General features: G+C 28.1%; 22 protein-coding genes. 3 read left to right on the top strand and 19 right to left on the bottom strand.

Translation table 4 applies throughout. The features are described 5' to 3' along the window. Positions 1-14: 14 nt before the first annotated feature. The 11 genes from hprK to ACOBME_RS06680 form a co-directional block, all read right to left on the bottom strand. Positions 15-938, bottom strand: coding sequence for an HPr(Ser) kinase/phosphatase (hprK, locus tag ACOBME_RS06730; RefSeq protein WP_338965110.1), 924 nt, complete (start codon positions 936-938; stop codon positions 15-17). Between the two features lie 39 nt (positions 939-977). After that, positions 978-2,942, bottom strand: coding sequence for an excinuclease ABC subunit UvrB (gene uvrB, locus ACOBME_RS06725; RefSeq protein ID WP_338965109.1), 1,965 nt, complete (start codon positions 2,940-2,942; stop codon positions 978-980). Positions 2,943-3,045: 103 nt separating this feature from the next. After that, positions 3,046-4,038: a hypothetical protein gene (locus tag ACOBME_RS06720; protein ID WP_419334745.1), complete on the bottom strand. Its 993-nt coding sequence runs from the start codon at positions 4,036-4,038 to the stop codon at positions 3,046-3,048. After that, entirely contained in the window at positions 3,963-4,562 is a 600-nt protein-coding gene (locus tag ACOBME_RS06715) for a hypothetical protein (RefSeq protein WP_338965103.1), read from the bottom strand. Before ACOBME_RS06715 ends, ACOBME_RS06720 begins: the two co-directional genes overlap by 76 nt. A 13-nt stretch (positions 4,563-4,575) precedes the next feature. After that, entirely contained in the window at positions 4,576-5,274 is a 699-nt protein-coding gene (locus tag ACOBME_RS06710; protein ID WP_419334743.1) for a hypothetical protein, read from the bottom strand. A gap of 108 nt (positions 5,275-5,382) precedes the next feature. After that, entirely contained in the window at positions 5,383-6,162 is a 780-nt protein-coding gene (locus tag ACOBME_RS06705) for a hypothetical protein (protein ID WP_419334742.1), read from the bottom strand. 57 nt (positions 6,163-6,219) lie between these two features. After that, positions 6,220-6,393 carry a hypothetical protein gene (locus tag ACOBME_RS06700; protein ID WP_338965098.1) on the bottom strand — a complete coding sequence of 58 codons (174 nt, stop codon included), beginning with the start codon at positions 6,391-6,393 and terminating at the stop codon, positions 6,220-6,222. Positions 6,394-6,465: 72 nt separating this feature from the next. After that, the gene (locus tag ACOBME_RS06695) at positions 6,466-6,768 is read right to left on the bottom strand and encodes a YhgE/Pip domain-containing protein (protein ID WP_338965095.1); all 303 of its coding nucleotides are present in this window, start codon (positions 6,766-6,768) and stop codon (positions 6,466-6,468) included. Then, on the bottom strand, positions 6,768-8,438 hold the full coding sequence (locus ACOBME_RS06690) for a hypothetical protein (protein WP_338965092.1): 1,671 nt from the start codon (positions 8,436-8,438) through the stop codon (positions 6,768-6,770). The genes ACOBME_RS06695 and ACOBME_RS06690 overlap by 1 nt, the downstream gene beginning before the upstream one ends. A 209-nt stretch (positions 8,439-8,647) precedes the next feature. After that, complete coding sequence (locus ACOBME_RS06685) at positions 8,648-9,610, bottom strand: IS1/IS1595 family N-terminal zinc-binding domain-containing protein (protein WP_338963247.1); 963 nt, start codon at positions 9,608-9,610, stop codon at positions 8,648-8,650. Continuing rightward, a complete protein-coding gene (locus ACOBME_RS06680; protein ID WP_338965089.1) occupies positions 9,611-10,813 on the bottom strand; it encodes a YhgE/Pip domain-containing protein in 1,203 nt (400 codons plus the stop codon). Positions 10,814-11,403: 590 nt separating this feature from the next. Between ACOBME_RS06680 and ACOBME_RS06675 the strand changes: the two genes are divergently transcribed. Further along, positions 11,404-11,895, top strand: coding sequence for a hypothetical protein (locus tag ACOBME_RS06675; protein ID WP_338965087.1), 492 nt, complete (start codon positions 11,404-11,406; stop codon positions 11,893-11,895). Between the two features lie 130 nt (positions 11,896-12,025). On the opposite strand, the gene ACOBME_RS06670 is transcribed toward ACOBME_RS06675, so the two are convergent. Next, positions 12,026-13,054, bottom strand: coding sequence for a ribose-phosphate diphosphokinase (locus tag ACOBME_RS06670; protein WP_338965085.1), 1,029 nt, complete (start codon positions 13,052-13,054; stop codon positions 12,026-12,028). A 137-nt stretch (positions 13,055-13,191) separates the two neighbouring features. Here ACOBME_RS06670 and ACOBME_RS06665 point away from each other — a divergent pair, with 137 nt between their 5' ends. After that, the gene (locus tag ACOBME_RS06665) at positions 13,192-13,419 is read left to right on the top strand and encodes a NifU family protein (RefSeq protein WP_338965083.1); all 228 of its coding nucleotides are present in this window, start codon (positions 13,192-13,194) and stop codon (positions 13,417-13,419) included. On the opposite strand, the gene ACOBME_RS06660 is transcribed toward ACOBME_RS06665, so the two are convergent. From ACOBME_RS06660 to ACOBME_RS06645, 4 genes are all read right to left on the bottom strand, one after another. Continuing rightward, complete coding sequence (locus ACOBME_RS06660; RefSeq protein ID WP_338965080.1) at positions 13,412-14,044, bottom strand: hypothetical protein; 633 nt, start codon at positions 14,042-14,044, stop codon at positions 13,412-13,414. The genes ACOBME_RS06665 and ACOBME_RS06660 overlap by 8 nt on opposite strands. A 146-nt stretch (positions 14,045-14,190) precedes the next feature. Beyond that, positions 14,191-14,907, bottom strand: coding sequence for a hypothetical protein (locus ACOBME_RS06655; RefSeq protein WP_338965078.1), 717 nt, complete (start codon positions 14,905-14,907; stop codon positions 14,191-14,193). Positions 14,908-14,915: 8 nt separating this feature from the next. After that, a complete protein-coding gene (rpiB, locus tag ACOBME_RS06650) occupies positions 14,916-15,347 on the bottom strand; it encodes a ribose 5-phosphate isomerase B (protein ID WP_338965075.1) in 432 nt (143 codons plus the stop codon). A gap of 65 nt (positions 15,348-15,412) precedes the next feature. Continuing rightward, complete coding sequence (locus ACOBME_RS06645) at positions 15,413-15,580, bottom strand: hypothetical protein (protein WP_338965072.1); 168 nt, start codon at positions 15,578-15,580, stop codon at positions 15,413-15,415. Positions 15,581-15,846: 266 nt separating this feature from the next. On the opposite strand from ACOBME_RS06645, the gene rpsT reads away from it, so the two are divergent. Further along, a complete protein-coding gene (rpsT, locus tag ACOBME_RS06640; protein ID WP_338965070.1) occupies positions 15,847-16,098 on the top strand; it encodes a 30S ribosomal protein S20 in 252 nt (83 codons plus the stop codon). A 77-nt stretch (positions 16,099-16,175) separates the two neighbouring features. Here the strand turns inward: rpsT and ACOBME_RS06635 are convergent, their stop codons facing one another. The 3 genes from ACOBME_RS06635 to ACOBME_RS06625 form a co-directional block, all read right to left on the bottom strand. After that, the gene (locus tag ACOBME_RS06635; protein ID WP_338965068.1) at positions 16,176-17,663 is read right to left on the bottom strand and encodes a hypothetical protein; all 1,488 of its coding nucleotides are present in this window, start codon (positions 17,661-17,663) and stop codon (positions 16,176-16,178) included. Between the two features lie 29 nt (positions 17,664-17,692). Beyond that, positions 17,693-18,658, bottom strand: a complete 966-nt coding sequence (gene holA, locus ACOBME_RS06630; protein WP_338965065.1) for a DNA polymerase III subunit delta — start codon at positions 18,656-18,658, stop codon at positions 17,693-17,695. 78 nt (positions 18,659-18,736) lie between these two features. After that, positions 18,737-20,464, bottom strand: a complete 1,728-nt coding sequence (locus tag ACOBME_RS06625) for a ComEC/Rec2 family competence protein (RefSeq protein WP_419334737.1) — start codon at positions 20,462-20,464, stop codon at positions 18,737-18,739. Positions 20,465-20,476: the final 12 nt, after the last annotated feature.

The raw sequence follows: 20,476 nt of genomic DNA, 5'->3' as shown, positions 1-20,476 counted from the left end.
CCCTACTCCTTTTTCTATTTTGAATATTTTTTAAAACGATCTTGTAATGTTTTCATTGAAGAGATACCAGCTGCTCCTAATTTTAATTTTGAAACAGCTGTTTCAACTAATTCACTAACATTTCGTCCATACGTAACGGGAATTGTTACAATTGGAACTTGTGTATCTAAAATTTTAATATATTTATATTCTGAGCCAAGACGGTCGATTGATTTATATTGCTCATCCTCAAGATGAATCAATTCAATTACTAAATCAATTGTTGTTTCATCTAATAAAACTTGTAAGCCATAAATTTTGCTTAAATCTAAAATCCCTAAACCACGAACCTCAATTAAATTTTTTAACATTTCATGTGATTGCCCATACAACTTATTATTTCGTTGTTGAATAATAATCCGATCATCACCAACAAATAAATGATTTTTTTTAACTAATTCTAATGTCATCTCAGATTTTCCGATGCCAGATTTTCCTTTTAATAAAATTCCTTTCCCAAAAATATTAATTAATGACGCATGTTCTTCCACTATTGGAGCAAATTGTTCATCAAAAAATTCTAGGACAACTTGATACAAACGACTTGTGGTAATATTTTTTGCTAAAACAACCGGACAATCATGCTTGTCGGCAATTGTTAATAATACTTTATCCGTAAACTTTTCTGTCAAAATAATCATTGGAATGTTTTCATTTAAAATATATTCATAACGTTCTTTTTTTATCTCATCAGTTAATGTATTAACAAATAATTGCTCTTTATTTGATAATAAAACTACCCGACGGTTACTATTATTTTTTTCAAAATCAAATCCTGCTAACTCTAACCCCGGACGATTAAGACCATAAACTTTAACTTCACGGTTAAGTCCTTTTGCTCCTGCTAAAACTTCATATTCAAATCTATCAACAATATCTTTTACAATAAACTTTTCCACCCTAAGTTCCTCCTCATAGTTTAATACTATCACAAATTTTTATTCTGCTTCAATTTCAATAATAATATCGCGTAATTCTGCTGCTCGTTCAAAGTCAAGTTTCTCACTGGCTTCATACATTTCTTTTCGCAAATCGTTAAGCAATGCTTCTTTTGCTGTTTTATATTCTTTTGATTTTTTATTTTTAATTTTTTGTAATTTATCATCCTGACTTTTAATATTAGTATAATCACGAATGCTTTTAATAATTGTCGTTGGTGTAATATGATATTTTTGATTATACTCGTCTTGAATTCGACGACGACGTGCTGTTTCTGCCATTGCTTTTTCCATTGCATCAGAAACATTATCTGCATATAAAATAACATGCCCACTAGCATTTCGTGCTGCGCGTCCAATTGTTTGAATTAAACTACGTTCATTACGTAAGAAACCTTGTTTATCAGCATCTAAAATACAAATTAGTGATACTTCTGGGATATCAATTCCTTCCCGAATCAAGTTAACACCAACAATACAATCATAAACACCCTTTCGTAAGTCTAATAAAATTTGACTCCGTTCTAATGTTTTTAATTCACTATGTAAATAAGCAACTTTAACATTTTGTTCTTGTAAATAACTTGTTAAATCTTCTGACATTCGAATTGTTAAAGTTGTAATAAATACCCGTTCATTTTTTTCACGGCGACTTTTAACTTGGGCAATAATATCATTGATTTGCCCAACTGTTCCTTTTACCTCAACAGTTGGGTCTAATAAACCAGTTGGTCGAATAATTTGTTCAACTACTTTTTGATTAACTAATGCTAATTCATAATCACTTGGTGTTGCCGAAACATAAATAACATTCTTTAATTTTTGATTAAATTCATCAAAATTTAGCGGGCGATTATCTAGCGCACTTTTTAATCGAAACCCATAATTAACTAGTGTTTCTTTCCGACTGCGATCAGTATTATACATTGCCCGAATTTGGGGTAATGACATATGTGATTCATCAATAATTGTTAAAAAATCATCACCAAAAAAATCAATTAAAGTATATGGAGCTTCCCCTTCACTTCGTAAATCTAAATGCCGTGAGTAATTTTCAATCCCAGAACAAATTCCACTTTCTCGTAACGAATCTAAATCATATTCTGTCCGTTGTTTTAATCGTTGTGTTTCAACAATTTTTCCTTCCTGTTCTAATTCTGCTAGGCGAACTTTTAATTCTGCTTCAATCCGTTTGATTGCTTCTGCTAATCGTTCTGGTGAAGTAATATAATCTTGTGCCGGAAAAATTGTTAAGGTTGATAACCGTTGTGTTACATCACCAGTTAACCCATCAATATATGCTAAGTCTTCAATCTCATCACCAAATAAATCAATCCGAATAAAAGTTTTAATATTTCATCCCGGAACAATTTTAATGACATCTCCTTTTGCACTGAAACTACCTGGAATTAATTCAATATCATTTCGGACATATCCTGAAGATACTAAAAAATTTGCTAACGCTTTTTTACTAATTTTCTGGTTACGATCAACTTGAAAAAAAGATTTTTTATATTCGTTGGGATCTTGGGCACCATAAATTGCAGCAACTGAAGCAACAACAATTACATCCTTACGCGTTGTTAAAGCATTAAAAGCACTTAGACGCATCATATCTAATTCCATATTTTGACGAGCATCCTTGTCAACATATAAATCCTTGCTAGGAACATATGCTTCTGGTTGATAAAAGTCAAAGTTTGAAACAAAATATTCCACCCGATTTTCCGGAAACATTTCTTTTAATTCAACATATAATTGCATTGCCAATGTTTTGTTATGAGCCATTACTAATGTTGGTTTTTGATAATTTTCAATAACATTTGCCATCGTAAAGGTTTTTCCAGTCCCAGTCGCTCCCAGTAAAACTTGATGCTTTTTACTCGCAAATAAATTTGTTGTTAATTGTTCAATTGCTAATGGTTGGTCACCAGCTGGCAAATAATTAGCGATTAGTTTAAACATTATGACACCCCCCTTATACTGCTCTCTTTTTATTCTACTTTAATTATATCAATCTTCGCTTTAAATATTTTAAAAATAAAAAAAGTAAAATTAATTTTACTTTTTATCCATTCGTAATGTTGGCAACTGGAATATCAACTCCTGCTCAATAAATATCAATTGTTTCATTAGTTGTAAATTTCATAACTTGAATATTCATTTTATAAGTTCCTGTAACTTTACCACCAATTGGCGTGATTGTTACAGCATACTTTACTTCAACTAAATTACCAACAGCACTACCACCAGCTGGTCGTGCATCAATTGTTGTATTCAAAGTAACACCATTGCGATATTCTCGTGGCATTCATTTTAAAACCGCTGCTTTAACTGCTGTTTCTAAGTCATCTTCTTTATAATTACTATTTAAAAATGATGGTGCTGGAATTTTATTTGAAAACTTTGTTAAGTCTAAGTCAACAACTGGTTTATTTAAAACTCCAACTATAATTTCTAATTTTTTATCCACTGTTGTAGCCGCGCTTTTTGCTGACACAATAACTTTATATGGTTTTACTGTTAATGCTTTTGTATCATCAGTTTCATTTTCAACAGTATATTCAATTTCGGTTTTATCAACTGCTGGAGCAACAAATGATTCAACATAATTTTTAACCGCTGCTTTTAAATCGCTAACCTTGTTACCAACAGTTAAATCAACTGAAAAATATTTTGTTGGAATTGTTTCTAAATTAAACTTAAAGTTAGCTTTATCAACAACATCAACTTTAAAATTACCTAATCCCTGAATTGTTTTAGCGTCTTTTTTTGCTTCCAAAGTAAGTTCGTAAGTTCCAACCACTAATTTCCCACCGGCAGTTCCACCGCTTGGTCTTGTTTTAACAACTAATTCAACTTCAGCAGGATCAATTTTAATGTTACTTTCTTTATCTAATTCAGCAATAACAACTTTTGTAATATCTGCTTCACTATCATTGGTTGTGAAAAAATCTTTTTTAAGTCACCCAAAATCAACAGCACTTAAATTAGGTAACATTGAATAACCATACTCATGAATTTTTGCTTTGCCACTAATTTGGTAGTAACCCATCAACATTTTTTTGCAGCAGGACTAACTTTTGCTTTTTTATACATTGCATCATCAATAAAATCTGATGTTGGCACCAAACTTTGTGCGGTCTGAAATAATGTTCCGTTTTTATTGGGCATAATTCTCGCAACAGCACCATTAACTCCCGAAGGTTTATCCTTACTATTTCCTAATAAAGTAACAGTATATAACACCACCGCTAGTGAATTAACGGCTGTTGTTCCTTGGTCATTGTTTGTTCATGGATTTAATGAAGGATCCTCTAACGAAGGATAACGCTCTCATTGGTTCTGTAAAATATCTTGATAATTATAATAAAACTTATTGTCAGCAGCAGAAGTACCTTTAATATATAAAACATTATACATTAAAAAGTTATTAACAGCATTGATAACTGCTGGTGCCGCTGTCTTCGCAACTTGATTATTACCAGGAAAATCACCAAGATTGTTTGTCTTGCAACCAACAACATTAACTCCAACTGCTGCTGACAATGAAAAAATTGTTAGTAATGATAATAATTTTTTCATTTATTGGTCCTCCTTAATCAATTGAATTTCGTTCCATTTTTTTAATTTGTCTTTTACTTAATTTTGTATAAGAATATTTTTCACTAATATTTGTAAACAATATTTCATTAACTTTTGCCTTGATTTCTTTTTTCTGCTCTTTTGTTAAAATCAATAACACACTTCTTTTATGAGCATACTCTGCTGTACTTTCAACTTGTGTCATTGCTTTATAAATAACACTCATTCGACGTGTTCCATAATGAGCACGAAAGAACCGAATATGTAATGTCGCTAATTTTATAACAATCATAATAATAGCCATTGCTAATAAGACTAAACAGTTTTTAATAATATCTGCTTTATAGTATCATAATTGTCCCGCCCCCGATGCAATTCAATAAATAATATTTCCCATATTATGCATTGCATAAATGAGTAGCATAATATTTGATAATGCATTGTAGAATGGATTTGACATAAATGATGGGAATAAAATTCATCCACAAGCAAAATTAAACATTAGAACAACCATATTTAATACCCGTGAAGAAACTTCATCAGGAATGGATAACCATATACCACCAACAATAAAGGTAAAGATAAACCCAACATAAAGTGAGAATAAATATAGTAACCAAAATGTTGATCCTAACTGTCAAAATCCAATTGGCAATAACATTAATAATAAAATTGAGACTTGAATAAACATATTAACTTGTAAAATTAGCATTTTAGATAAATAATGTTGATAAAATCTAGTATTAGGTGTCCGTGACCGGCGATTATAAATAATTGTTGAAGCAAAGATTCCAATGAAAGTTGCAATTAAAATAAATGCTTATCCTAACCCAATTCCATATTGACTATATTGTTTTCCAACTAAAGTATGTGGCATTTTAAAAATATTTATTAAATTAGAACCTGTTTCAGTAAAGCTTTTTGATGCTGCTGAAAATTCAGTATAATTCATTTCCTTACGATTAAATTTAACTTGATAGGTTATAAGATCAATGTCAAATGCCGGATTTGGTTTTGGATTGTTAATTTGAAATAAGTCATTAACAATTGGCATTAATGAAATTGGTTGAATTCCCGTTAAGAAGCGATAAATTTCATCAGCAATTTTTGAACTAATATAGTTTCCTGAAATTGCAACATCTAAAATATTTTTTAAAGCAATTGCTCTTTTTTGGACTGGGATATAATCACTTAATTTAACTGGGCGTCCAGCAATAACCATTGGTGGAACCAATGATGGATCAATGAATTCAAATAGAAAGCGATTAATATCAGCTTCTTGAATTGTTCGATCATTAGGATTTGTTGAATTTGGTGGATAATAACTAAACATTGTAAACAAAGTTGTAGCCATTAACTGTGGTAAAATTTGAGCACTTAATGCTTTTGTTAAATTTCCATAAAAATTACTAATCATCCCACTTGCAAAATTCTGGCGAAATGTTCCTCAAAAAATAATTCTGTTTTGAACAAATCAACGTAATTCCTTAATAATAATACCATTTAATTCTGTTGCTGGTAAAACATGTGTTGGGTCACCGTCTTTGCAAACATTGTTACTATCAAAACCATCAAAGCAAGCATAATTTGCTTTATTCATGTTGACAATTAATGAAGCTAAATGTTGTGTAAATCCTTGTGGAATTCGGATTTGAACTTAATATTTACTATCTAATTCACTAACATTTTGCCCTGAATAGCGAACATAATCTCCTTCAACTTTTCCAACTTTTAAGTCATAAGTAAAACGATTAGTGTCAGCATTGTAAAAATTTAATTTTGTTACAGCTTCATCAGAAATACTTGTATAATAACCTATTTTCCCAACCATTTTTGCTTGTGAAGTACAATCTGCTTGATTATTAACAGTATAATCAAATGAAATTCCTTCTGCATTTAATAATTAATCAGTCCCATCAGTTGATGGTGGCAAGTTTTTATCATCTTTATAAATCATACAAACATTAGCATCTTGATTAACAATTGCCATTGGTATTCTTCGCAAATTTTGATACGGATTAAAGAAGGCTCAAATATAGAAAAATCCATAAATAAAGGTCATAAAACAACCAACAATTGCGATTACTTTATTAAATGGCTTTTCAACAAAAAAGGCACGTAATTCGTTTTTTAAAATATCACTAAATTTTGGTTTAATATCCGTGTTATTCTTTTTATTTATTTTGTACTCGTCGTTTTTCATCACTAAGCCTCCCAATCTATTCCTTCGCGGTTATCATCATAAACATAATTTGTTTTTAATTTAACTAATTCCGCATTATATTTTGCAAATTTAAATTTATTAGTAATTTTATCTTTTTGCTGTTCAATAATTGAACGTAATTCATCTTCTAGATTTTCAATTTGGTGATTAATATCTTCAATCTTAGTATTAATCTTATGAATTCTAATATTGTATATTTCATCTTTTGTAATTTTCGATAACTTATAATTTTTATCTTTTTCAGCATTTAATTCTTCTAATTGACGTTTTAATTTAGCAATACGGTCTTCAATATGATGATTAACTTGGGTTTTATTTGCCTCTAAATCTTTAATATCATTTGCCAATATTAATAATTTTTCTTGGCAAATTGCAACTATTCTTGATTCTGGTTTTGTTTGTTTTAAATGATTTAAATGTTCTTTTTCTAGATTATATTGAACAATTAATTTATTAATTTTTTTATCACGTGGGTTATCAAAAACTGTTTTCTTTGTATTACTGTTTAACTCATCAATTTTATTTTGAATATATGTTAATTGTTGTCGTAAAGTATATACTTTTCGTAATTTTAGCTTTGAACTATTGTCATTAATTGTTCGTGTTGCAAAATTATATTTGTCTTTTAAATTATCAAATTGTTCACGTAATTTTAGAATACGTTCATAATTTGGATTAGTTTTCAGCATTTCAATTTCTTTTCGTGCTGCCTTAATTTTTTCGCCTAAAGTTTCTAATTTTTCTTTTAATATTTGTGATTTACGAATATCATAACTATCATTTGTAATTTCAGCTTTTTGAACTAAAATAACATATTTTTGCTTAATTATTTCAAAACGGTTTCGATACATTTCAATTATTGCTTCTAATTTTTTAATTCGAACAACAGCAGGATCTTTATACAATGAATTAATTTTATCTTCTAAATCTTTAATTTTTTGTTCACGATGTTTTTCATCAATATATTCTTTAATTAATAAAGCATATTCAACACTTAAATTGTTAATAACACGACGACTTCTAACAAATTCTTTTGTTGCATCAATATTATCCATTGTTTCATAAATTTCTTTTAAGCTAAATGTTCCAAACATTTCAATTCGACGATAAATATATGCCGTTCCTAAACCAATTCCTAAAAAGACTGCTAGGAAAATTAGTAATGCTCCAAAACACCCTAAAATTTCATTGTTATACATGCTAACAATTCCCTCGTTAGATGCAATTCCATAGACAATATTACTCATTCCAAAAATCGTATATTTAAATGGCACAATATAACTAATTGCTTGGAAAAAGCCATTTTGTAAAATAACTGGGAAACTTCCTCCCCCGGCCGTTAAATTAAAGACAGTATAGATAATAGATAAGAATCGCCCGACATTATCATCTGGCATTGAGTACCAGAGCGCCTGGGTTATTGTTGTTAAGACGGTCGCTGTGACAATCATCCACATCAGCATATAAACAATTGGTGATCCTAATTTTCCATAACCAACAGCTAATAATCCTAAGAATAACAATAGCGTTTGGGCATAGGAAGTTATCAACATTGTAAATCATTTTGAAAAATAGTGTTGATATCATTTTGCATTAGGCGTATAACTTTTTTTACGATAAATAAATGTTTGCGTAATAGCTCCAATTCACAATGAAATTGAAATAAAATATAATCCTAATCCATATCCATAAGTTCCAAATTCATAACCTTGGATATGTTTATTAACACTAGTTGATTTTGATACATTATTTAAAAAATATCTTTAATTTTGTCGAAAACTCTTGATGAAATAAAAAAAATCATCAATATGACAATTTGAAAACTAATTTTGTGTAAGATTATGATTTTGCTTTAAATTTTTTAAACGTTAAAATATAATACCGTTGATTGTTGGTTTGGTGTTAAACCTTTGTGTTGGTATTTTCATTTTCAGAGCTTTAAATAATTTTGAATATTAGTGAAACCCAAACCATGATAATGAATTAAGGCTTCTTTAAGACTGGATTGTAATTTACTAATCTTATTTAACTTTTGATAACTAGTATCAGGGTTTGTACTAGTTTTGGTGGAATATAGAGTAGAATTTGTTTGTTTTGCTACTAATAAATATAGTGGTTGCATATCAGAAATAATTATTGATTTTTCTTTAATTAGTTGCTTATTCATATTTTCAATAATCCATTGTTTTTGTAATCTTTTGGTATTGGTGGATTGAACAAAAATATTATTATTGCTATCAACTGCCATTTGAATACAGCATTTGGTATCAGTTGAAAATGGATCGAGATGAGTTTTTCGTTTATCAAATTTATCTTTAAAATTGCCTTTATGAATTTCTTTAATAAATGTTTCATCCATTTGGATTTGACCATTTAATTTTTTAAATTTTAACTGTGTATTTTCTAATTGTTTTGATTGCATTAATTTTTGTCGATTATATCAAGCGGTTTTTGGGGTTGTTTTAATAAAACGAGAAATTATTTTACTAGATTGTCCTAACAATGAAATTTGAATTAATAAATTTCACTGTTCATAATTTAAATGACTTCAATAAGTAAAATGATGACGAAATGCATCAAAACTAGCACGACATTTTTTACATAAATATTTTTGTTTTCCTTCGGAATTATGACCATTTTTAACACAATGAAAAGATTTGCAATTAGGACATATAATGCCTTTATCTCTAAATTTTTGATCAATTTCATTTAAACGTTTTTGTTTTTTAATTAAGTCTGCTTGTTGTTTTATTTTTTCATAAAATTCTAAAAATTGATCATCTGTTAAGCTATTTATTAATTCTGTAATTATTTTTTTCATCATTTATTTACCTCTATATATTAAAAATATACCTAATTTTAGGTATATTTTATAAATATCAAGAGTTTTCGACAAAATTAAAGAAAAATATTGAGTTACATATAATAATTTTGTTTTATAATCTGAAAAGTAAACACGTTGTTCTCATCTTGGGTCATTATCTTTTGGGCTTCCTAAATCAGGAAACATAATTTGAAAAGCAAGCGGTAAAATATCCGCCATTTTTAATTCAATAATCCCACCAACAGAAATCATAACATCGTTTTTAATATGACCAAACATTTTGTTAACGGATTCATATAATTTAGGGTTATTTTGTTTTAGATGTTGTAACGCTTTATATAAGTTTGATGGCTCATTTGGTTTTGGTCCCTGACATACTTTCCCATCACAATCATATGTGCTAATGTTTTGAACAACAGCCATGATAAAATTATACATATTTTTGGGGATAATATAATACTCACCAAAATGAGAGCTCCCACCACCATTTGAACTTTCACCATAATCTTGTCGTGATGCTAATCAAAACATTGTTTCTGGTGCTAATGTTGCTAGAATACTACTAGCTAAACTTCCAAAACCCGCTTGTAACATATTCATCATATTACCAATCATAAAACTATGTTCATATGTCGCTCAAAATTCCATTTTATTAGCACTGAAATAATCCATTGTTTTAAAGAAATCGTTTTCATCATCATCAGTAAAATTTGGTTCACCAATTTGAGCTAATCCACGCATTAATTTATAAGTATTTAAAGAATAATCAGTTGGAATTTTTAGTTGCACTCAGTATTTACTATTTGGAGTAAAACTAGTTTCTGTCTCTTTTAAATATTTAATTGTTGTTGCAATATCACCAATTGATGTTGTTAAAGTTTTTGAATTTTCATCATATTTGTTATTATTAGTAATAACACTATCAACCAATGAAGAATAACGATAATTAAGTTCATACTTATTTGGATCAAATCTTTCACTTTGGTATCATTTGCTTGCTTGCCCATTACATTCTTCTGAGCTTTTTGCTTCTAAATAACCAACTTTAACTGCATTGTCAATAAATTCATTTCCACCTTTACTATTAACATAAGCAACACAAGTTGCATCATCACGGTTTACAATTGCCATTGGTACTTTTGAAATATTAGCAACTGGATCTCAAACTCCAGTAATACAAATAATTCCATACAAAAAAGACATAAAACAAATTAATAAAAATCGCAGCAAATGTTTTTTATCACGGGCAATAGAATTATATAATTCTGTTTTAAAAATTCCCCCAAATGTTGCACGTCCATATTTAATGTTATCCGTAGTTTGTTTTTTCTCAGATTTAGGATTAACAATTTCATTTTGATCAGGCGAAGCGTTTGGATCAATATCTTCACTAAGATCTTTTTCAGTATCTTTATTTATGTTAAAATAACCCCTCTTAAATAATTACACTAATTTATTAATATTAACATAAAAGGAGGTATTAATCAATATAAAAAATTGAATAAAATAATACACGATGTAAAAATAAATTGCAAGAAATTTTTCTTTTATTTTTTAAAATTTGTAAATAAATTTTAATTTTTTGGCATTGTTAAATGTAACAACATTTAAAAAACAATTTTAAAAAATTCTTATAAAGCATACCAGATTGTTAAAAAATATGGTATCGTAAAAATATATGTAAAAAATGAGGAACAAAATGAGTACAAACAAATTAACAACAACTTCAACCCTATATCACAACAAAAAAATATACTGTAGAAAATCAAAATATTTTAAATTAACTATTAGCAATGCGCTTAAATGCACCGACGATTGAAAGATTATTACGTTTTAAAAAAGGACTAACACAAGATCAAAAACAACTCCTTTTATCAATTACAAAAAATTTAACTCCCGGTCAAACTTTGGAATTGCCAAAAACACCAAAACAAATTACAATCAAAAAAACTAATAATAAAAAAGAAGGAAAAATTGTTGCAATTAAACCACAGCAAGTTAAACCGCCTTCACAATTAGAGTATATTAATGAACAGAAACATAAACGAATTACACAAAAAATTAAAAAAACTAACTATGCCGGTCGTACAATTTCAAAGCAAGAAAGTATTCATCAAGCACCAACTAAAAAGGAAGCAAAACAACCAAACAATAGTAAAAAATATCAAATCACAAATAATGGCCCCTTCTTTGATTATGATCCAGGTTATGTGCGACAATATAGTCGTACAACATTATCATTTTTAGTTAGAGCAAATTACAAAACTTGAAATAAAGTAAAATAACAAAATATAGTAGGTTTTAGAAAACTACCATACTAAAATTAAAAAGTTTAAGGTCTATTTTTTAATTAACCTTAAACTTTTTTAATAACTATTTTAGTATCTTATTTTTATTTAATATATTAAATGACTGTTATTTTATTCCTTTGATTTTTTCTACTAATTTTTTAATTTTTTCATTACATTGTAGATAAACATCAGATAAACTACGTTTTTCAATCATTGCTTTAATCATTTGTGAAATTAAGCTAGCAATTGAAATAACTTCTAACCCATCAAAGAGACGGTCACTATTAATATCAATTGTATTCGTAACAATAACTTTTTTGACAGTTCCATTATTGATGATTTCAGTTAATCGTTCTTTTGCTGGTGGTGAAAAAACACCATGACAAGCTAATAAGTATACTTCTTTTGCACCATTTTCTTTTAAAGCTTTAGCGGCATTGCAAATTGTTCCTGCTGTATCAATCATATCATCAACAATAAAACAAATTCGATCTTTAACATCTCCCAACACAAATTGAACTTCACTAACATTTGGTTTTGGGCGACGTTTATCAATTACCGCAATATTCCCGGCCAAACTCCCTAACCGATTAGCAACGTCACGAGCACGAACTAATCCACCGTGGTCTGGTGAAACAATTGTTACTTCTTCAGTAATATGATCTTCTTCGAATTTACGAATAATTGTTGTTGCTAATTCTTGTGTTGAACGTAAATCGTCAACAGGAACATCAAAAAATCCCATTGATTGTGGTGAATGTAAATCAACAGTCATCACTCTTGTTGCCCCTGCTGTTGTTAACATATTAGCAACTAACTTACAAGTAATTGGTTGACGGCCACGCGCTTTACGGTCTTGTCGCGCATAACCAAAATAAGGAATAATCACATTAATGCTTTGTGCACTTCCGCGTTTTAAAGCATCAATTGCAATTAATAACTCCATCAAATTTTCATTAACTGGCCGTGATGTTGATTGAATAATGTAAACATCTTTGCCACGAACTGAATTCATTGCTCGTACTAAAATTTCTCCATCAGCAAAACGAATAGTTTCCATTTCTTCTCTTTTAACACCTAACATATTACAAATTTCATCTGCTAACTTAACTCCAGCAGACAGGCCATATATACTAAAACTCTTTTCTTCCATTAGTCCTCCTATAAAATTTTGGTATGAGATAAAAATTCAAATTGAATCCTTACTTATACTATATACTTATCCATAATGAATTAAACAATCTTTTATTAGAAAATAATAATGATATAATAAATAATGAAGGTGATAAAATGACACAAACAAGTCAAGCAAAAGATATTATCGATAATCTTCGCCCCTATATTAACCAAGATGGTGGGGACATTGAATTTGTCGAAGTTAAAGATAATGTTGTTTATGTTCGATTAGCTGGGGCATGTGTTGGCTGCGGATTAATTGATTCAACAATTAAAGATGGCGTTGAACAAATTGTTAAACAAGAAATGCCTGACATTAAAACAGTGGAAGTTATTATGTAACTTCTTTTTTTGTTTGTAAATATTCTTGTAAGACAATTTTTTGATCAACCCGTTCTGGAACAACCATTCCTACTAATTCCGCTAATTTTACTTCCGCTTGTTTTGGATAATAATACTCACCACTAATAAATTTAGCAGTAAAATAAACAAGAATAATTAATCCAAAACAACTAAGTGCACACCCTAAATATAAAAATAAAATAACAGTTTTTAGTGTTTTTAAAAATGCATCGTTTTCAACAAATGGTAAATTTCAATTTATCGCTAAATTATTAAAAATACCAAAATGATTGTCAGCAAAAACACGAATTAAAAACTGAACTAAAAAAGTCATCAAAGAATTTAGTGCCGAAAAACAACCAGTTACCGGTCGGTTTCGAATCCGATAATTCCACATAATTGCTAAGGAAAACAAAACCCCAAATAATACTCCTAAAGCAAAACCATTTAAAACTTGCAATCCCAACAAAACTTCTGGCACTGAAATTGTTGCGGCTAAAATGAAATATACTCCTCAAATAGCAAATGCTAATATTAGTGAATTTTTAATTCCAACCTTTTTAACAAAAAAATGATATATTAATGCGGCATCAACAATTTGTGCAATTCACCAAATTTCTTGCACAGAATGAAGATATTGTTCGACAATTATTTTGTTATGGTACTTAACCCAAGCTTCTTGAGCTAATAATAAGTTTAAAAATCACCTTGACTTATTTCTCTTAATATTGCGACAAAAAATAACAAAACAAAAATAATAACAACTTTTCATTATGAAAACAGCGGAAGTTGTTTTAATACTGGTGGCTGAAATGCACCAATATTACTCTTAATTTCTGGCAAATAAAAACAAAAGATCATCGCAAATATTAACAAACCAAAAATAGTTCCAAAAATAACATAATGTAATGTTAAAGGATTTTGATTAAAATTTTTTACAAACATTAAAAAATTTGCTCCTGCCATATTAGCTAAAAATACAACTGGTAAGTTTAAAGCAATTGTTAAAAACGGATTAGTTCGATATAAATAAACTTCATTAAAACTTAAATATCATATTGAATTGGTTGAAACACCAAATCCAAACGCAATGGTACAAATAATCATTGCCACTCAATTATATGGCAAAATTAAAACTAATAAAATTCCAAAAAGCATTAACCCATATGAAATCCACAATCATAGTTTCCGGCTACGAACCAAAACAGTAATTCATGCTCCTGGAATAAAAAAGATGGCAGCATAAAACGAAGTACTAACGGCAAATAAAATTGCAATTGAAGTAATGTTTTTTGCAAAATCAAAAATAATAAAATTATAGTTTAAAGTTAATGTACATGATAATGCTAATCAAAAACAAAAATGTTGAACAATAAAAACTCATTGCCAAAAAGATTTTGCTCCTTTTTTAACCAAACCAATAACATAAGCAATCATTACTAATATTGTTAAAAAGGGATACAAAATTAAACTATCTCAATTATTCATAACAATAATTACAGTTTATTAAGTTTATCAACACGTAACGCATGACGTCCCGCATCAAAACTAGTATTTAAAAATGTTTCAACAATTCAAATTGCATTTTGAATAGCAATAACACGGGCCCCTAATGCCAAAACATTTGCATTATTGTGTTCACGTGCTAATTTAGTTAAATTTGTTTCATTGGACAACGCCGCTCTTACTCCTTTTACTTTGTTGGCTGCAATTGAAATTCCAATTCCCGTTCCACAAATGACAATGCCAAGACTATCTTTTTCTTGCATCACTTTTTCACCAACTGCTTGACCCAAGTCTGGATAATCCACTGCCGCATCACTATTTGTCCCTAAATTAATAACTTGATGTTTTTGATCTGTTAAATATTTAACAATTGCGTTTTTCATCTCAACACCAGTATGATCGTTCCCTATAATCACTTTCATAGTTTCTTTTCTCCTTTGCCTATATTTTAACTATAACACATCTTCCCCACGAAAACACTTAGACCCTAATTTTGGGTAATTACATCAAGTAATTTTTTTGGACTCATTGGTGTTACAGTAACAATTAAACGCTGTTGTTTTTCAACAGCAACATACAAATTACCCTCTAAATCATCTAATTTAATATATAAATTACTCCTTGTTTCAATCCGATCAGAAGAGTTGTCAATCATTTTAATAATTTTATCTTTAATGATTCAATCATTTTCATTCTTAAAAAGTGGAATTCGTTCCCGAATCCGCGTTGTAAACCATGAAAAGAAAATCCTAACTTATGTTGATAATAATAACCCATGCCCGTAGCTCCTATTACCTTTATTATACATATAATCAAGAAAAAAAGTTATAAATTATCGAGAAAAAGTACTACTTTTCTTTACACCTTTTTATCTATTTGCTATAATTCCTTTGTGTCTTAAAAAATGAAAGGAGACCTAACATGGCTAATATTAAATCACAAATGAAAAGAGTTGCAACAAATGCAAAAGCTAATTTAGCAAATAAATCTTTTAAATCTTCAATAAAAACTGCAATTAAAAAAGCAGAATTTGCAATCAATGCAAATGATGCAAATGCAACAGAACTAGTTAGCACAGCAATTAGTTTAGTTGATAAAGCAGTTACTAAAGGAATTTATCATGCTAATAAAGCTGCTCGTGTTAAAAGTAAATTAATGCTTAAAGCAAATTAATTACGCATCCTTTTTCAAAATAGACAACAGTATTAAAATAAAAAGTTTTCATAATTAATTTATGAAAACTTTTTATTTTAATTATCTTTCTTACGATATGAGTCATCTTTTTCAAAAACATTGTCATCTTTAAATTCATCATCAAACAGCGTTGGGTCCATTTCGTATTTTTGACCACTCATCATTGCTGTCACTGCTTTTTGATATTCTGTATTAGCACGAATCAATTTATTGCGATCTACTTTAGGTGCTAAAACAGCTAAAATAACAACCATAATTCCAGCAATTAGACCAATAATCATTGAAATAATTGTAAAAATTCGTAAAACTTGATAAGTTGTATTATTATACACTTCATTTATTAAACTTTTAATTGTTTCAGCCAAATCAGAATCTGGCAATAATAACCCACCAGTAATGTCTAATCCGGGGTCGTTTTTAATAATTACTCCATTGTTAGGAACTGAGATTTTATTAAGATATTTCTCAACCATATTTGGTAGTAAAACTTGAATTAATGATAACGCAGAATATAATAAAATCACAATTGACAACACAACTGGTCAAAAACGAACAACATAGTTATCTCGTTTAAAACGTTTTTTCCCCAATAACTCATAGCCCAAGAAAATTCCCGGTAAGATTGATAGAATCCCAGAAAATGTTTGTAAACCAGCGGACAACATTAATGAGAAGTTATACTGCGAACCAAAAGCAAATGCTTCTTTACTAAAATTATTATTCACATTATGTAAGGCAGAATCTGCTCCTCCACCAACAATAATCGATAATTTTGTTCCCGGAATTGTATAAACAATTACTTTTGTATCTAAGCGGATATTTAAATAAGAAGTTAAAAATCATAGAATTACTAATAAAACCGACGCTAGAATTACAACACCAGCAACAATTTTTTTCAAAAGCGGCATATATTTTGGTTTTGAAGTATAAAAGTAAAAACGGGGATCCAATCGCGGTGGAACTGGCATATTAGCCATTTGTTGCATCATCTGCGACATATCAAAATTATTTGGATCAGGAAAGTTAGGTCCCATCCCACCCATAGCAGCACCCGCACCAGCAATTGTTGGTCCTGTTTTGTCCCGTAATTCATCTAATTCTTCTTTGTTAGTTTTAATTTTTAATTTATCTTGTGCATTTTCAACTGCTTTTTTATCAGTAAAATCAGCTGTTGCATCAATTAATTCATTTGTAATCACATTTTCTCTCGTAATATAACTTTTTTCAACTTCAAAATTTTGAACAATATATTGTACAAATTCAACATATTCTTCATCTAACGAGTTAAAAGTAGCCCCGTCAACTTTTTCAATTGTTTCTGATTCATTGGTAATATCGGCTAAGACTTGTGCAAATGAAAGAGTAAACTTATTATCATTTAAATTTGCATTAAATTCTTTTTCTAATGTCAATAGGTTACAAATTTGCTGAATTACTAATTTTTTAAACTCTGGATTAACGATTACTTGTGCCTTTATATTGTCATCATTAAATGTATTGTATAATGTATAAACTATATGAGCATATAATTTATTTTCTTTCATTTGTTTCCCTCGTCTTTCTTTGCTATAGTTTAATTTATATCAAATAATTTAATTAAATACAAATCACTACTAATTTCTTTCCTTATTATACCCTTTTTTATATTATAATCAATTCAAAATAATTCCTTAATAATATTATTTGCTTTTTTGATACTAAAATTATGCATATGTTCAGCAATTTTTTTAACCCGAAAAGGATGAATTTGTAGAATTTCAGCAATTTGGGATGGTGTTTTCTTTAAAGCAGATAATACAATAATATCTCTTGTAAAAATAACACTATTAGTAATTAAAGCTAACAAAGCAATACTACTTAATCCCCGTTCTTGCAAATAATGATAATTAATTAGAAAATTATTTAAATCATTTTTTAATAGGTCATCAACCAATTTAAAAATATCCGTATCCAAATATTTTGTCATATTATTTTCAATTAAATCATCAGCTATCACTTTATCAATTAAAAGTAATTTTTTTAGTTCATTTTTAATAATATATAAATTATTTGGTAAATATTCAACAATTTTATTAATTAAATTTTGCTTAATTGTTCCGTTATTTTTAACAATATAATTATCAATAAATTTTGTTAATTCATTGTATGATAAATTAGTTGCTTTTAAAACACTAGTTAATTCCAACATTTTTTTTGTTATTTTTAAACGATTACTAATATTATTTACTGGGCAAATAAAAATAATGAAAGTACTTGGATTGGGAGTTAACAAATATTCCATTAAATGGGTTAAATATTCTTTATTATCAACTTTTGTTTTAATTTTTTCTTCGGTAATAAAGTAACTATCATTAATAATGATAATTCTTTTTTCAGAAAATAATGGTATTGTATTAGCATCATTTAAAATTGTTAAAAGAAAATCTTCTAAATAACTATACTCTTGCAAATCATATTCATTATCTGGATTAATTTTCTTTAGAATTTTATTTTTTTGCATTTTAATTAAAAAAGCATCTTCCCCATATATTAAAAACATCTTTAAAACTCCTTTAAACTGTGCTAAAAACTATGTTAAAGTAATCTTATCATAAAAACAAATAATTAAAATGTTAACTTAAAATAATTTGAGAACTGTTTTTTTATCAATAATATGAAACTGAAGATTTCTTTTACCACCAGTAAAATAAATTTGGCAATTAACAGCTTGCAAATTTTGTAAAACTGTTGCATCAGGATACTTTTGTTGTTTTGTTTTTTCACCAGAAATAAAACAAAACATTGGTTTTATTCTTTGCAAAAAAAGTAGATTAGAACTTGTCACCGAGCCACGATGAGCAACTTGCAATAAAGTAACTGTTGTCAAATCTTGTTCTAATAAATTAAGTTCAATTTTTTGAGTAATATCTCCTGTTAATAAAATTTTAGTATTATTAATTTTAACTAAAACAACTAAACTATTATTATTTTCATCAGAGTCATTAATCCACCGATGTAAAACCGTAAATTTCATTTCTCCAAATCTAATCCTTGTTAACTTAGTATTATTATAAATAATTTGTTTAACTAAAAAATAATTTTGCACTCCTAATAAATTATTATAGTGATCATCATATTGATGTGAAATAAAAACAGCATCAACTCAATTAACTCCTGCTCATCGTAAATAATTACTTACTAATTGTTTTGACCGACCCCTACCCACACCGGCATCATACAGAACAGTTCTTAAAGTTCGGTTATCTTGAAAAACAATTGTTTGACCATTACCAACATTTAGCATTGTCATAGAATAATTAGCATTAAACAAAGTATTTTGAAAACTACTACAAAGTAAAAAAAGTATTAACCCAAAAGCAAGGATCTTTTTTCATAACCCAATACTATTAATAACACTTAATAAAATAAGATAATATAAAACAATATAACCAATATTAACAACACCAATATTTCATACTAAATTAATTTTTGTACAAAGAATAACATAGTTCCTTAATAACAAATAAAAATATTGGTAAACAAAATAACAAGGTGGTAAGCAAATAATTAGAAATGAAAGGAAATAAATTAACACTAAAATTGGTGTTAATAACAAATTAAACAACATACTAGAAAAATTTAAATGATAATTAAAATACATTGTCCAACCAAGTAATACAACAAAAATCATAAAATTATAATAAAATAATTTTTGATAAAAAGTAAAGTGCTTTGTCCTTGTTTGAAAAGTAAAAATAAATAATGTTACTGTAAAACTATACCAGAAACTACTTGATAAAAAACTATACGGAAAAAATAATAATACTAAGAAAACATTTAATCCTCATATTTTGTGCAACGATAATTTTTTTTGTAAAAAATGAGTGTTAAACAATGAAAGGGTTAATAAAATAACAGCTTTAACGCTTGCAAAAGAGTAATTTAAAAGATATAAATAAAAAAGTAAGAAACCATAAATGAAATAATAATAAATTTTTTTTCGAAAAATTCGCTGAAATAATTTATCTAAAAAACAAAATAAAATATTAATATGATATCCCGAAACAATTAATAAATGAATGACCCCTATTTTGACAAAATCATTATACAAATTAAGTGTTGTTTTTGCTTTCTGACCAAACAAAATTAAATAAATTGTATCCTTTGTTAAATCATCATAATTATTAAAGAAATTTGTTATTTTGGCAAGAATACTAGTTCCTGTTTTAACTTCTATTATTTTTGTTAAGTTAAATTGATAAAAAATATTGTTCGCATTTAATCAAGCGTGGCGATTTAATTCATAAATATTAGATGATGAGATAATTGCCGAATAATATCCTTGTAAACGAACTTGATTATGCACCTCAAAATTAAG

It is taken from the genome of Spiroplasma endosymbiont of Sarcophaga variegata, from assembly GCF_965178695.1.
Classification (GTDB): domain Bacteria; phylum Bacillota_I; class Bacilli_A; order Mycoplasmatales; family Mycoplasmataceae; genus Spiroplasma; species Spiroplasma poulsonii.
The sequence above is the reverse complement of the archived record's forward strand: the minus strand, read 5'-3'. Positions and strand labels throughout refer to the sequence as shown.